The following is a 14625-nucleotide window of genomic DNA, read 5'->3' as shown; positions in this document are numbered from 1 at the left end:
TTCCGCGGTTTCCACTGGAGCGAATAGTACTCACCTCGGTCCCTGGCCCACGGATCGAAGGCGTTGACCACGTGCTCCAGCTCCGGCGCCAACTCGGGAGCCGTCCGCAGGAGCACCCGCTTCAGGGGGGAGACCTCCTCTTCGTGGCCGTTGGGCTTCCCTTTTTCCATCACCTTGCCGTCGGGGCCGTTGTCGGTAACCCACTTCACCCCCAGGTGGGTGTAGAACTCGGGGCGGAAGCTGGAGGTGAAGAACCGGTCGCTGAAGAGCCGCCGGGAGGCGTTGAGGATGAAGACCTGGAACTGGGTCTCGGAGATGGCAAAGCCGTGGGGCCGGGTGAATTCCGAGAGCCAGCCGACCACGGTATCCACGTCCTCGATGTTGTCCACCATGCTGCCGTCGGGATGGCCGAGGCAGTCGTTGATGGGGGAGCCGTCGTCGTTCAGTTGCACAGAGGTGATGACCTTGGAGGCGTCACATTTATGCTGGCCGTAGACTTCGCGCAACAGCCCCGTGAGCCGCTGCTGCTCGGCCCGCTCGGGTGAATCCTTGGGAAGGCGCTGGTCGATGAAGTCGTCGAAGCTGGTGAGGGTCTTGAGCCCATACTGCCGGCGGAACTCGTTGAAGCGGGGGACACCCCGCTCCCGGTCGCGGATGATATCGAGGGCCGGAATGTCGATCTTGTTGGTGGCCGACTGGAGCCGCGGCAGGGTCAGGTTCTGGAGGAACTGGGGATGGTTCTGGAGGGTCAGGAGCCCCAGCCGCTGGCGCCCCATGGAGAGTGCCCAGTTGGCTAGCCCCCGCTCCTCCATGGCTGGCGTCGCCTTGCCGCGGAAGGTCTCCACCACCGGGATTTTGTTGCGGATCACGTTGGGGTCGGTGTTCCACTCCCGGTATTCGATGAGGTCGGGGACCAGGGCATGGAGCCGGTAGACGGTGACGAACTCCTCGGGGAAGTTGAAGGGGGAGCCGAAGTGGTTGATGCCGCCGTTCACATGGTCGGGGTTTTTCAGGTCCCAGATATCGGTCTTCTTCGGGTCGTACTTGGCAAAGATGGCTTCGTCTCTATAAACCCGGTTCCCCAGGCCGAAGATGCCCGGTCCCGAGGCAAAGACGGAGTACCACTGGTTCGTCTTCTTGGCATCCTCGGACTTGCCGAAGTTGTTGACGGTGATCTTCTCCAGGGCGGCGGAGACCAGCTCCTTGTCGCGGAAGAGCCCGTGCCAGTTGGAGTTCATCCCTAGATAGAGGGGCTCGTCGTAGAGGAGCTGCGGGGTCCATTCGATGGTGTGGATCTTGGCGATCTCCGCCGACACCACGAGCCGCGCCGCTTCGAAGAGCTCGTCGGCGGTGACGTCTTTGTAGCTGATCACCTGGTCGGGGCGGGCAGGGTTGCGGAGCCCCGAGTCGGCGTCGGGGGTGGCGGCGGCCTGCTTGCGGAACGCCTCCACGAAGAGGTTGTGCTCCCGGGCGAAGAGGTTGTGGTAGAAGCTCATGCCGATGGACCAGTTGTCCGGGAATGCCGTTGCCTCCTGGCCTGCCCACTGGGGATTCATGGGGTCTCCGGCCTGGAGCACCGGAAGGTAGCCGAACTTCTCACCGTCTCCCGGCCGCTGCCCCACCGGCGTGAGGAGGAGCCTGGCCGGGTCGGCCGGGTCCCGCTTCACCCGCTTGCGGGATGTCTGGTCATAGCCGTAGAGCTGCGAGGCGTCCCACCAGGCGGTGTTCGTGTTGACGGTGGTCTTGTAGGCCCGGGGGAGTTGTTCCTTCCCCAGGAAGGTGAAGGTGGCGGGGTCTGTGTCCTCGGCGATATAAGCCCGGTCGATGCGGTCGTCGGGGCGGCAGCCGAGCCTGGCGATTTCTTCCTGCGTCAGGGGCTTCTCCGGCGTACCGGCGCACCCCACGGGCATCATCTCGGGACGGTTGTGCCCTTCCTCCATGTGGGAGAACCAGTCATGGGTCATGAACTGGATCCAGAAGGCGGCCAGGACGTTGAAGAAGGGTGCCTTCTTGTAGTCGCATTCGGCATTGGCCGCGTAGCCGGGGATCCCCTCGCCTTCGGCACACTTGTCGGGCCGGGACTGCTGGCGGGTGAGGAGCGTGCGGCTGATCACCTGGGGATCGGGCTTCAGGAGCCCCAGGCGGTCGCCGTGGCGGTTGCGGGCCAGCTCGGTCTTGCCCAGATCCGGGAAGGTGGCCTCGAACTGGGCGTTGCGGGCGAAGGGCATGCCCGCTGAGCCCATGAGGGGGTTCTTTATGTCGTTGCAGGTCCCGTCCAGATTACGGGCGCGGATCAGTTCCCCCTTGCAGATTTGGGTGCCGTCGCCGCCGACAGCTTCGTAGTTGGGGTTGTCCTTCGGGAGCCGCATGGCGTTCCAGACCTTCAGGGCCGGCCCTGCCACGCCGCCGCGCCCTTCAAGGTATTCCTGGTAGGTGCCGCTGTTGTCGAAGAGGTTGAACTTGATCATCTCCATCCGCTGGTATTCCAGGTCCAGGAGGGCGCCGTCGATCCCCCGGCCATTGGGGCGGAGATGGCTGCCGATGGCGGTGGTGCCGGGGTACATGGTGCTGGCGTCGCCGGTGGCCCAGTAGTTAGCCCAGTCCACATAGGGGGTCTTGCGGAATTCCACCGCCTTCTCGCCTCCCCGGCAGTCGGCGGTGGCCTCCTGGACCTTGCCCAGGAACCGCTCGGTGCGCTCCTTGGCCACGGGCCTGAACCCGCTGTTCACCATTTCGGCGCAGGACCTCAGTTCTTCCCGGGAGCTGGTGCATCCTGCCAGGAGGAGCATCATCCCCATTACGGCATAGTAGAAAGTCTCTCGTTTCATGGCGGATCTCCTTGGGATTGAATTGAAAGCACTGTTCTCTTCAGAGCGTCTTGAGGTATTCAAGAAGCGCCTCTTTCTCGGCAGGGGGGAGATCCGTGCCGAACTCGTGCCCCTGGTTGCCTCCGCTTTTGGTGGTGACGTCGAGCTTCGTCCCGGCGCGCTCCGCCTCGGCCCCCTGGGAGATGAAGCCCATGTTCACGGGGTCGTACAGGTCGTAGCCGCGCCAGAACACCGTGGGTCTCTCCGCTGCCGGCTTGAGGAGGTCCCGCAGGGTCGGTACCGACCCGTTGTGCAGGTAGGGGGCGCGGAGCCAGAGCCCGTCCAGGAAGACCGCGTTGTACCCTTCGAGCTTCTGCTCCACGAGCCCTTTGCGTTCGATCCCCATTTCGCGCACCACCTTGTTTGCAGCGATGGCGGCTTCCTTGCTCCACGAATCGAGCCGTCCCCGGTCGGTGTTGACCGCGGACAGGGGGAGACGGGTGCCGGTCTTTTCGCTGGCGTGGCAGCCGGCGCAGACCCGGTCGAATACGGCTTTGCCCGTCTGGGCCTTCTGGGCGTCGACCGGGAAGGGGAACGTGGGAGGCCGCTTGGCGCTCAGGTACTGGATCAGCCAGTCCACCTGCCCCAGGAATTCGTTCTTGTCTTTGGGCTCGGCGCCGAGCACCCCGAGGGCGGAGTCGATCACCACCGAGTAGGGGTCGTGGCTGTCGCCGGCCCAGTTGAGGGTGTGCCCCTTGGCCGGATCGTATTTCTTCAGGTTCCAGATGGACGGCATGTCGGTGGGGCCGAAGGTGTCGTCCATGGGGAACTTGATCATGAAGTACTTGGTGAGGTTCATGGCGTCGTCGCGGCCCCGGCCCCAGTCGGGGAAATCGGGCCGGTAGATCCATTTGAATTGGGCTTCCCGCTCCAGGAGCCGCTTCTTGGTGATCGGGATGAGGACAAAGCGATAGATGAGGCGGTCGACAAAGGAAAGGTCGGTGACGAGGTTGATCTCGCTCATGAGGTTGTCGGCGTTGAAGCGGGGGTCCCGGGCGCAGTCGATGAGGAAGCGGAAGAACCCCTCCACGTTGAGCTGCGAGGGGCCCGCGGTGATGACGGTGGGGGTCTCGTTGGCCCTGGTCCGGTAGGTGACCGTGTGGCAGACGGCGCAGTTGTTGGCGACACGCGCGAAGCCGATCACCTTCTTGGTGAAGCCGACCGGCAGCTCCTGCCCCTGTTCCCACACCGCGCCGAACGAAGCGAGCCCGCCGGGGCCGGGGAGCTTGTCGGCGAAGACCCGCGGCATCACGTAGAAGATCCAGTAGGGGATGCCGGCATCGCGTTCCGCGCCGATGGAGCCGTACTTGAAGCGCATCTCGGGGGTGGAGTTCACCCAGTCCGGCTGAGGCTCCTCGCGGAAGAACTTGTACCAGCCGAAGAGTGCGCCCAGGGCGACGAGTATGATGAGGCAGACGAGAACTGTGACCCACCGCCGACCCGACTTCTGCATGGTTGTCATGGGGTACCTCCTGATACGCTGTAACTCTGAAATCTTCACTGAAACTATCCCCTCCCCCCTGGCGGGGGAGGGTTAGGGTGGGGGGGAGGTTGGCAAATACAAGACTGTTGCACCTTCACCCACCCCCTAGCCCCCTCCCGTCATGGGAGGGGGAATCGTGCGAACGCAGTGATGGTATGTGGGACTAGAACGTCTTCAGGTACTCGACCAGCGCTTCCTTCTCGCCTGATCCGAGTTCGGTGCCGAACCGCTCACCTTCGTGGCCGGCGTTGCCGTTGCCGGGTACTGCGGTGTCGAATCTGAAATACTTCCTGGCCCCCTCTTCGGCGACATCGGTCCTGAAGCCCACCTTTACCGGGTCGTACACGTCATAGCCGCGGTAGAAGACCTTCGGCCGCTGTGGTGACCGTTCGAGCAGTTCCCGCAGGGTGGGGACCGACCCGTTGTGGATGTAGGGTGCCCGGAGCCAGATGCCGTCCAGAGGCATGTTGGCGTAGCCGAAGGTCTTGCGGAAATGGGTGAACCGCCAGGGGTAGCCGGCGTAGAGGGTCGACTGGTTGGCGGCAAGCTCGTAGGAGTAGGAGTCGAGCCGGTGCGGGTCGGTGCCGATCTCCTCGATGGGGGTGACCTTGCCCACGTACTTTCCGCTGAAATCCCGGGGCCCGGCGCCGTGGCAGTCGGCGCAGTATTCCTTGTACAGGCCGGCCCCTTGGGCGGCCTTTGCCTTGTCGACGGGGTAGGGGTACCTGGGGGCCTCCTTCGTCAGGAGCCATTTCTCGATCCGGCCGATGGCGACGAGGTCGATGGTCGGCGGCGTCGTGCCGGTGCCGAAGGCGGCGCTCTTGTTCCGCTCCTCCACCTTGGTGTTGTTGCCGTCCCAGTGGAGCTGCATGCTTTGGCGCGGCCCCTGGTACCAGATTGAAGGGAAATCCGATGGCGCGTTCTGCTCATGCGCCCCCATCTTCCCCATGGGAAAGTAGAAGAGCATCTTGGCCACGTTGAAGGTGTCCACACGGCCGGGGCCCCAGTCATGCTGGTCAACCGCCCAGGCGAACCGGCCGGAAAGGGTCAGCAGCTGCTCGCGGGCGATCCAGATGGCTGCCGGATAGACGATGTAGCGGTCGATCAGGTCCAGGTCCTGGCCGCGTTCCTGCAGCATCCGCCGCACCTCGGGGACTATGAACTTCTTGCTGAACTTCGGGTCCCGGGCGCAGTCGAAGAGGAACCCCTGGAACGCCTTCACGTTGAAGGTGTTGGCCGGCATCATCAGGTAGAGGCGCGGCTTCGACTGGGGTGTGTCGCGCACGGTGCTCGTGTGGCAGACCGCGCAGTTGAGAAACGTCCGGTCGATCCCCAGGTGGTGCCGCTTCGACATCCCCACCGGCAGGTCTTTCCCCTCTTCGTAGATCAACCCCAGCGACGCGTAACCGCCCGGCCCCGGCAGGTGGTGGGGGAACAGCCGGGGCAGCGCCTGGAATATCCAGTACGGGATCCCCGCCTCCCGCTCACCGCCGGTGGAGCCGTATTTGAAGTGCTCTTCGATGGTGTCGTACACGACCGGCGTGTCGCCGCCAAAGCGCACAAACAGGTAGATTCCGATGACGATGAGGAAGATGGTCGGGGTGATGAGCAGGGTGAGCAGCACCCGGACCCAGCGCTTGCGCCGGCTGGGGGCGACCTGCTGTCCGCCGGATGTTTTCGATTCCGCGCTGTAATCGGCCATGGTGCCTCCCCTGGTGTCAACCGACTTTACGGCCTTTTCGCCTCAAGGGCGAAGTCCAGGACCCGTCGTGTGCCCCACCAGACCTTGCCGAGATAGACGCCGGGTTCCACTTCGCGGATTTCGTCCCTGATTTTCCTGGCGAAGAACGAGGTACGGGAATAGTCGATGACAATGGTTTCCTTCCCGTCCATCCAACTCGTGTCCCTGTAGACCTTGGCCACGACAAAAGTCAGGCCGAACGGCGTCACCTTGTTGACCAGAACCCCCGTGTCGGGGGGGCAGAAGATGTCGAATATCTTCCCCTGCCAGAAGAGGAGCCGCGCGATCTCGGCGTAGAGCCTCACGAGCTTCGATCCGGCGACGATGGCCGTGCCGAGCGTGTCTCCCGTGGGGACGGTGCCTGCTTTCGCCCCCTTGTAGATTTCGTCGAGCTGCTCTTTCGGCATGTCAATCCATCGGGCTATCGTTGGATTCATGGTTCCGTCCCTCCTAGTGGCAGAGCCCCTCTGGCGTGTCTCACGCGTCCCTCCGCTTGAGACGCAGTTGGTAGTGGTTGTACAGGTAGGGGAGCGGCCTGGATGGATCCAGGGGGGGGCGCTCCACGGTGTAGCGCTGCCCCGTGAACAGGGTGGCAATGGCCGCTTTGGCAATGAACAGCGCAAGTTCCTTCCCCGCGCACCCCTGAGGTCCGTTGCTGAGATGGTTGAAACGATAGTCAACGCTGTCGCTCAGCCACACGTCCGGGGAGAAGGTGTCGGCAAAGGGGAGCGTCTCCCTGTCCCGGTGGCTGAAGCTGTTGATGATGATCACCTGCGTTCCGGCAGGGATGGTCGCGCCGCCGAGTACGTCTTCCTTCACCGTCTCCCGAACGAGAATGGGGGTCGTGGGCCAGAGGCGCATGGCCTCCTGAACGCATCCTTCGAGATACTTCAGGCGGTCGATTCCTTCCGGAGACGAAAGGTCCTCTCTCCCCATCTCGTCCCGTACCCGCTCGTCCGCGGCAGGGTGGGCGGCTATGAGCGCCAGGGCACGGACCGTGTTGATCGCCAGCGTCTCACCCATGGCGAACATCCAGTGGGTGATCTGGTTGTCGACCTTTGTCACCGCCGTGGAGGGGACGCTGTTGCAGAGGGCTGCAAGGCTCTCGCCCCGGGCTTCCTGGCGGTGGCGGCGCATGGCGGCGTAGAAGTCGTCGAAGTGTTTCGATTTGCTGAGAGCAAAGCCCCGGTTGCTTTCGAGCATCATCTGCCGCAGGGTCTCCGTCATAGAGGTGTCCCTGACCCCGGCGCCAAAGATGACCTGCATGGTGATCCTCTCGAACAGAACGGCGAAATCTTCCCAGACCAGGTGGCCCCCTGACCCTTTCAGCATAGTCGCGGTTTCGTCGCGGATTACATCCAGGAAGTCCTTGCCGTATCGATGCAGGTCATGGCCGGTTTCGAGCACCGACTCGTTGAACCGCCTCCTCTCCCGCCACTGGTCGCCCCGGGATATGGTGACCGAATCGGGCTGGAAGTGGGCCATGCCGTCCCGCTTGAGCTTGGCATCGGCGTAGATGTCGGGGGAGTTGTCCAGGACATGCCTGATGCCGTCAGGGTCCAGGACCACGAGCGATTTCGTGGTGAGCATGCGGAGGTAGCAGTAGTTGCTCCGGTACTTTTTCCGGAGACGGGTGATGAACTTCACCGAGGCGGGGTCGGGGTGGATCGCGGTCCAGAAGGTGAACCAGAACCTGTTGGGCGTGAAGAGTCCCCGCAGGTAGGAGGGGATCACGTGGACGAGGTTATAGATCAGGCTGTCCACCAGCGATACTGTGGGAATTTTGGCGGGTCCGTCCATGGCAACTCCCTCCCTGACGGTGGGTAAATGCTCCGTCAGGGCCAGTCAGAAGTCCGTTTCTTGCTGGTGTTAAGGGACCGATTCGGGGTTGAGACGTGCTTTTAATGTGTAAGAAACGTATCACCGGATGTGCCGTTGTCAATGGACTCAATCAGTTGGACCAGATTTGGGGCTCTTGAGGAGTAATTATCTATTGCTCACTTCTTGACGGAGGTGTTTTCCGGGCTACACTTCCAACCATTGCGTAGGCAGTTGAATTGCCTTGATTTGGGCTTTAGTTTGCTGGATCGAAAGGAGGGAGCACAGTGAACAGAAACAACTCTCAAAACCATGGTATTGCGCGCGGGTGCCGTTCCCTGGAAGCCACTCTAGTAGTGAAAGCCCTGATCGGGGGACTGCTGGGAGTTGCTGTCTTACCCCCCGTCGCCGGCTATTCCCAAACACTTGACGAAGCGGTCACGAATCAGCTTAAGCCTGACAACACAAGATTCTGCGTGGAACTCCTGGGCGGAGATCCCAGCAGCGTCCTTTTCGGGCCGTTGCGGGGGATTTGCGAGGAATTGCCCGCAAATGGTCCTTCGAACTCGACCGGTGGCGGCGCCGCATCGCCGGCGACCCTCCCGAAAATCGTGCAGCAGCGATTGCGAGAGATGCGTGGTGAAAAAACGAGTCCACCAAAAGTCCAAGCCTCAAGCGGGGATGCCGTCGCCAGATTCGAAAGCGGACTCAGCCTGTTCCTTTCGGGCGAGTATGAGAGCCTCGACCGGGATGTCACAACCTTCGAAGACGGCTACGATTCCGACATCTGGCGGGTGACGGCAGGCGCGGATTACCAGTTTACCGATCGGGCCGCGGCGGGCCTTGCGTTCGGCTATTCCCAACATGATGGGGACTTCACGGGGGGAGGAAGATTCGAGAATGATTCCTATGACTTCCTCGCCTTCGGCTCATTCCTCCCCTTTAAGCAGACCTTCGTGCAGGTTACGGCCGGTTATGCCCGTAAACAGTACGACCGCGACCGCATAGCGACGTTCACTCAATTCGCTGCGGACGGAACGAGGGTATATAACTTCAGCGGGAGCGAGAATGCCGATTACGATGCCGACGAGGTGCGGGTCGGTGCCCTCGCGGGCTATGACTTCCCTGTCGGCAACGTCACTATCAGTCCGCACGCAGGCCTGGACTGGGCTCATATCGATTTTGACACCTATAGTGAAACGGGTGCTTCCGGTCTTGAGCTCACCTACTACGATGACGAGAGAGACTCATTTCAGTCTACCGCCGGCGTGCAGGCCCAGGTCGGCTTCCAGACCGGTTTCGGGGTCCTCGTGCCGCAGGCGAGCGTTGACTGGATGCACGAGTTCGAGAACAATCAGCGCACTGTCGACGTCAGCTTCGTGGGCGACACGCGAGCCAAGCAGTTTACCTACAAGACCGCGAGCCCGGATCGCGACTGGTTGGAGATCAACGCCGGGGTGGTGGCGGTCCTTCCCAATGATCTTCAGGTGTTTGCAAACTACCGCACTTTGGTTGGGCACAGTTATTACGATAGCCACACCGCAACGGTCGGCCTCCGCATGTCGTTTTAGAACTTAAGTTCTTAGTCAGGAGGAATTGGTCGATGATCGTCATTCGGCTGAGACGACCTTTGAGAGGATTGCCGGCCACAGTTCGGTCCAGCAGCACAGGTGGTCGTAGCCGCCGACAAGGATGAACTCGGCATTCGCCCCCTTTACAGAAGGTGCAATGAGGGTTGGAGGGACAATTTCATCGCGGCTTCCAACGTAATGGAGCTGCACAACGCTGTCCTGTATCGGCGGACGCAGTGCCGGATTGAGCGAGGCTTGTAATCGCGGGATCCCATGATGGACCGCCCACGCGTCAATATCGAGATTGGCGGCGATCGTGACAATTGTCCTCGTCTCGGGAAATCGCTCGGCGAGCAGCATTGCCAACGTGCCACCGCCGCTGTGGCTGAAGAAGGAAATGCGATCATGACCCCGCGCAGTCATGATTCCCCGGATGGCTGCGGCCAGGCTGGACACAACGCGTTCGGAATAGCGGGCGGTGCACCACATGTCGCTGGAGCAACCTGCGGTTGCAGCCAACCCGTGGTAACAGGGACGACCGACGTAGACCGCGGGTCCGGGGTCGAGGGAGAGAAGACGCAGCATCAAAGGATTTCGAGGCGTGGGATCGTCGGCCGGTCTTCCGGCGACCATGGGCGTTCCGTCGCCATCAAGGTACACGTGAAGCGCCTGATGTGACCCTCCCTTGCGCCAATAAAGGATATGCTGGAACCCCTTCCCCAAAACCTCTTCCCTCTGCAACCCTAGCGAAGCGGCGGTCTGGTCGAATTTCTCGGCGGGGGTCATGCAGGCTCCCAAGAGCGTCACGAACGCAATGGTCGTGAGAAAGCATCCCCTTCGGACCCAGGAGTTCCACAAGTGCGACGTGCTGGGCGGCAGGTTATGCAATTCATTCCTCCAAGTAAAGCCGCCGCTCGTCATCCGAGAGTTCACGGGGAACGTGATCTCTTGCATAGGTAATCCAATCATCTCCGGTTCCAACCGAAAGCTCCCATACTCTTGCTGTCTTGTCCCAGGAGGCTGTGGCTACGCTTCGCCCGCCAGGGGCGAATGCGGCGCTGACAACCTGATCGCGATGACCTCTGAGCGTGTCGACGGAGAGACCGCTGGCCCTGTGCCAGATCCGGGCGGTGCCGTCTCCGGACGCCGTCAGGATAAGCCGCCCATCCTTGGAGAATGAAGCGTCATGAACTTCACCCTCATGGCCCTGCAATACCAGTAACGGCTTGCCGGCGGTGGCGTCCCATATCCGCGCCGTGTTGTCCGACGACCCTGTGACGACGAGCCGGCTGTCCGGTGAGAATGCGGCGGACAAGACCGCGTCCGTGTGCCCTTCAAGAATTGCCAGCGACTTTCCGCTGGTCCCCTCCCACAGGCGTGCCGTGCGGTCCCACGATGCAGTAATCAACCGCGTATCATCGGACGAGAAGACAGCGTTGATGACCGGGCCTCGATGCCCTTCCAGGGAGGCGATCAAATCGCCGGTGGCAGCCTTCCAAAGCCGCCCTGTGCCGTCCTTCGAGGCGGTGGCGATGCGGCGTCCATCATGGGAGAAGACGGCAAAGTTGACATCGCCCTGATGACCGCGAAGAACGGCGACGGGCTCGCCGGAGACAACGTCCCACACGCGCGCTGTACCGTCCGCCGAGCTGGTGACGACCTGCTGCCCGTTGGGCGAGAAATGCGCGTGGTTGATGAAGCCCGTATGCCCCTTGAAGGTATGGAGAAGGCGGGCTGTGGCAGTGTCCCAGAGTCGTGCGGTTTTATCGGTAGACGTGGTCACAAGACGTTTGGCATCCGGTGAGAAGGCAGCGTACCCGACCGCCCCCTCGTGACCTGTCAGCACGGCGATGGTGCCGCCGGTAGTGGCGTCCCACATGCGCGCCGTCTTATCGTCCGAAATGGTGACCAGACGGCGACCGTCGGGCGAAAAGATCGCCCTGTAAACGCGACCTTCATGCCGTGCAATGATGGAGGGTGAGACGTCCCAAATCCTGGCGCTGTTATCCTCCGAAGCGGTGGCCACATGCCGCCCGTCAGGCGAAAAAAGCGCGGACCACACCCGGCCGATGTGACCGCGAAAGAGAACGGCCGTCTCGCGAGAGGCCAGATCCCAGAGCCGTGCCGTCCCGTCGTCCGCTGCGGTCACCAGCCAGCGGCCGTCAGATGAGAACTGCGCGTCATATACCTGGCCCTGGTGGCCCTTCAGCACCGCAATGGCACTACCGGTGATGCCGTCCCACAACCGTGCCGTGCTGTCGGCCGATGTGGTGACTACAAATTTGCCGTCCGGAGAGAACACCGCGTGACCGATGCCTCCCTGGTGGCCAGTCAGTGTTGCGATGATCCTTCCGGTGAACCCGTCCCAGAGTTTGGCGGTTTGATCCCAGGAGGCCGTCACGATCCGGCGACCGTCGGGCGAAAAAGCGGCCCGGTAGACTTCATGGCCGTGGCCTTTGAGCGTGGCGAGCTCCTTCCCGGTCATGACGTTCCAAAGCCGTGCCGTTCGATCGGCCGACGCGGTTACTATGCGCGTGCCGTCCGGGGAGAACGACGCCTGGTAAACGTCTCCCTGGTGCCCTTCCAGAATGACGATCGACTCCCCCGTCGTGGCGTTCCAGAGGCGGGCCGTTTTGTCGGATGAGGCGGTCGCCACCAACCGGTCGTCCCGGGAGAACTCCGCCCAATTGACCTGATCCCTGTGCCCTTGCAGCGTGAGGATCGACTGCCCGGTTTCCGCGTTCCAGAGGCGGGCTGTCTTGTCGGATGAAGCGGTCACCAAACGCCTGCCGTCGTGGGAGAAATCCACTCCGTAGACCTGCCCGTCGTGGCCTTTCAGCGTTATGGCGGCCTTGCCCGTCTCAACGTTCCAGACACGTACCGTGCGGTCCCGCGAGGCCGTCGCCACAAGGGAGCCTTTTGGCGAAAACTGTACCTTGTTGACCCCGTCAGAGTGGCCACGCAAAATGTGTCTCTCGCGCTGCGCTAATAGCGCATACAGCAGAGATGCCTCAGCGGCCGGCACAAAGGCCCGGTCATTGCCATCCTTTTTGGGAAGCGCTTCAAGGGTCAACAGCATTCCGAGCGTGGCGAGCCCGTTGTCGGTCTGCTGACGCGATACGGCGCTGAGTGCCTTGGATTGACTGATAACGGCGTTGTTGCGCTGCTCTCGGGCGACTCTGGCTTTATGCCAGCCATACACCGCGGCGCCGACTGAGATCACCGCGATAAGAGCCAGGGCGGTGATCCGTGTCCGCGTAGCCTTCGCTTCAGCCTCCAGGCGTTTGCGTTCCGCGAGGGCCTCTCGCTCGGCGTGCTCCTGCTCTTCCCGGCGCTTTCCGACACACGCATCAAGGTAGTCCTTGGCGATCTGCCCCACCCGTTCCCCGAAACGCGGCAGTCGCAGCATCTCTTCGACGGCCGCGAGCCGTTCTCCGTGGTGCACCAGCCAGCTTTCTTCCCGGTTGTGCGTCTGCCATTCTTCGGAGGCGTGTCGAAGATCGTCCAAAATCCGGAGATTGCTCCAGTCTTCTCGCAACCAGCCATTCAGGCGGGGCCAGGAGCGGAGCAGCGCTTCGTGAGCGACCTCGACTACCCGCTCGCCACGTTCGGTCTGCGATACGAGAAGCCGGGCTTCAATGAACTGCTGCAACAGCTTGTGGGCGCGGGCGGGTAAGTCGAGCCAGGAGGCACGGCGGCGTATGAAGCCACCTTCTTCGTTCACGCTGACCATGGCGGGGACGAACGCTACGCGAAGCGCTGCAAGCTCTTCCGGGCTCGGCGACATCCTCTCGATCACGGCATCAGCCGCACGGCGCACTGACCCTTCCAAACGGCCGAGTTCCTCGTACTCCTTGAATTGCAGCCGTCCGTCCTGACCGTATCTCTCGTAGAGCTCTCGCAACGTAAAGGCGAGAAGTGGCAGGGCATCACTTGTCGTGGCATCCTGGACGAACGTTTCAACCAACCCGGGTTCAAGCGTAATGTTGGCCAGGCGTGCCGGCCCTTCGATGATCTGCGGCAGATCCCGAAGCGGGATCGGGTCGACGACCAACGGTTCATAGGTAAATTCTTGCAGATCGGGGTGTGTCTGGAAGCTGCCAAGCGAATCGGAGCGCATCGTGGCAATGGTCATCAGGCGATGTCCGCTTGCTTCCAGCGCGCCCCGCAGGCACTGAAGGAACGCTCGCGTCTTTTGTGCGTCACTGGAGCCGAAGAGCTCCTCGGCCTGGTCGATAGCCAGTAACACAGTCGCCTCCTCCTGTCCGGCGAGGACGCGAAGGTCCCTGACGAGATCCTTCAGTCCTTCCCCGGCAAGGGGCTGCCTGTCTGGCGTGCTGGCCCAGTCGCGGCTGGTGGAGGGGGCGAACAACTGCTCGTAAATCGACTTCCACTCGCGTTGCTCGCCCAGCTCTTCAAAGGCTCGCGCCAGCTTGATCGCCAGCTCTTCCAGGGGGTCTTCCTGCGGCCGGAAGGGGGCGATGGGTAACCATGTCTCCCGATACTTGCGCAGACGCGGAATCAGCCCGGCTCGCATAAGCGACGACTTTCCGCTACCGGATGCACCCAGGCAGAGGATAAAGGACGGTCCGCCCCTGCGCCGCAGGCCATCCAGCACTTCGATTCCTTTCTGGATGTCGCGATCGCGCCCGAAGAAAATCGCCGCGTCATTTTCCTCAAATGCCAGCAGGCCGGGATAGGGAGGACGGGACGGATCCCACTCAAAGGCTTCGCCCGGTTCGATGCCGACTTCTTTGAGACCTCGCGCCAGTCGCCTGAAACCCTCGGCCGGATCCATCGTCAGATCCACGTGCTGAACGTCGCTGAAGATCCCGTCGGCGGGGCACGGTGATATGAGAGCGAGAAATACCGGTTTGCCCGCTGCTCGAGCCTGGGTAACCTCGGCGAAACACCACTTCGACTCCAGCCAGTTCGGTGACAAGAGTGCGATAACTGCGCGGCACAGACGAAGGTGACCGTAGAGCTCATCTTCCCACCGCTTGCCGGGGGCAATACCTTTGTCTGGGTCGAAGTCTAGAAAGTAGGAGGTGTGCCCCTGCCCCTGGAGCCATTCGCCGAAAAGCTTCGCGATTTCATGATCCTTGCTGCTGTGGCTGACGAAGATCCTGCTCATCGGGTGGCACC

Annotated in this window: 8 protein-coding genes; 1 reads left to right on the top strand and 7 read right to left on the bottom strand. The window is 62.1% G+C overall.

Annotated features, from left to right (window positions below; all coding sequences use genetic code 11):
• The 5 genes from RCH91_RS16335 to RCH91_RS16315 form a co-directional block, all read right to left on the bottom strand.
• Nucleotides 1–2828 (bottom strand): peroxidase family protein (locus tag RCH91_RS16335; protein WP_306536053.1); only part of this gene is annotated, 2828 nt, incomplete at its 3' end.
• 40 nt (nt 2829–2868) lie between these two features.
• Nucleotides 2869–4329 (bottom strand): hypothetical protein, encoded by a 1461-nt coding sequence (locus RCH91_RS16330; protein ID WP_306536051.1) that lies wholly within the window; start codon nt 4327–4329, stop codon nt 2869–2871.
• A gap of 184 nt (nt 4330–4513) precedes the next feature.
• Nucleotides 4514–6052, bottom strand: a complete 1539-nt coding sequence (locus tag RCH91_RS16325) for a cytochrome c (RefSeq protein ID WP_306536049.1) — start codon at nt 6050–6052, stop codon at nt 4514–4516.
• A 26-nt stretch (nt 6053–6078) separates the two neighbouring features.
• The gene (locus RCH91_RS16320) at nt 6079–6528 is read right to left on the bottom strand and encodes a hypothetical protein (protein WP_306536048.1); all 450 of its coding nucleotides are present in this window, start codon (nt 6526–6528) and stop codon (nt 6079–6081) included.
• A 40-nt stretch (nt 6529–6568) separates the two neighbouring features.
• Entirely contained in the window at nt 6569–7891 is a 1323-nt protein-coding gene (locus RCH91_RS16315) for a cytochrome P450 (RefSeq protein ID WP_306536047.1), read from the bottom strand.
• Nucleotides 7892–8196: 305 nt separating this feature from the next.
• On the opposite strand from RCH91_RS16315, the gene RCH91_RS16310 reads away from it, so the two are divergent.
• Nucleotides 8197–9480, top strand: a complete 1284-nt coding sequence (locus RCH91_RS16310) for an autotransporter outer membrane beta-barrel domain-containing protein (RefSeq protein ID WP_306536046.1) — start codon at nt 8197–8199, stop codon at nt 9478–9480.
• A 39-nt stretch (nt 9481–9519) separates the two neighbouring features.
• Here RCH91_RS16310 and RCH91_RS16305 read toward each other — a convergent pair whose 3' ends face one another.
• Both RCH91_RS16305 and RCH91_RS16300 read right to left on the bottom strand, forming a co-directional pair.
• On the bottom strand, nt 9520–10266 hold the full coding sequence (locus tag RCH91_RS16305) for an alpha/beta fold hydrolase (RefSeq protein ID WP_306536045.1): 747 nt from the start codon (nt 10264–10266) through the stop codon (nt 9520–9522).
• Between the two features lie 103 nt (nt 10267–10369).
• On the bottom strand, nt 10370–14614 hold the full coding sequence (locus RCH91_RS16300) for a TIR domain-containing protein (RefSeq protein WP_306536044.1): 4245 nt from the start codon (nt 14612–14614) through the stop codon (nt 10370–10372).
• Between the last annotated feature and the right edge of the window lie 11 nt (nt 14615–14625).

The organism is Geobacter sp. (assembly GCF_030834625.1).
Lineage (GTDB): Bacteria > Desulfobacterota > Desulfuromonadia > Geobacterales > Geobacteraceae > Geobacter.
This window is presented reverse-complemented; position numbering and strand designations above follow the sequence as displayed.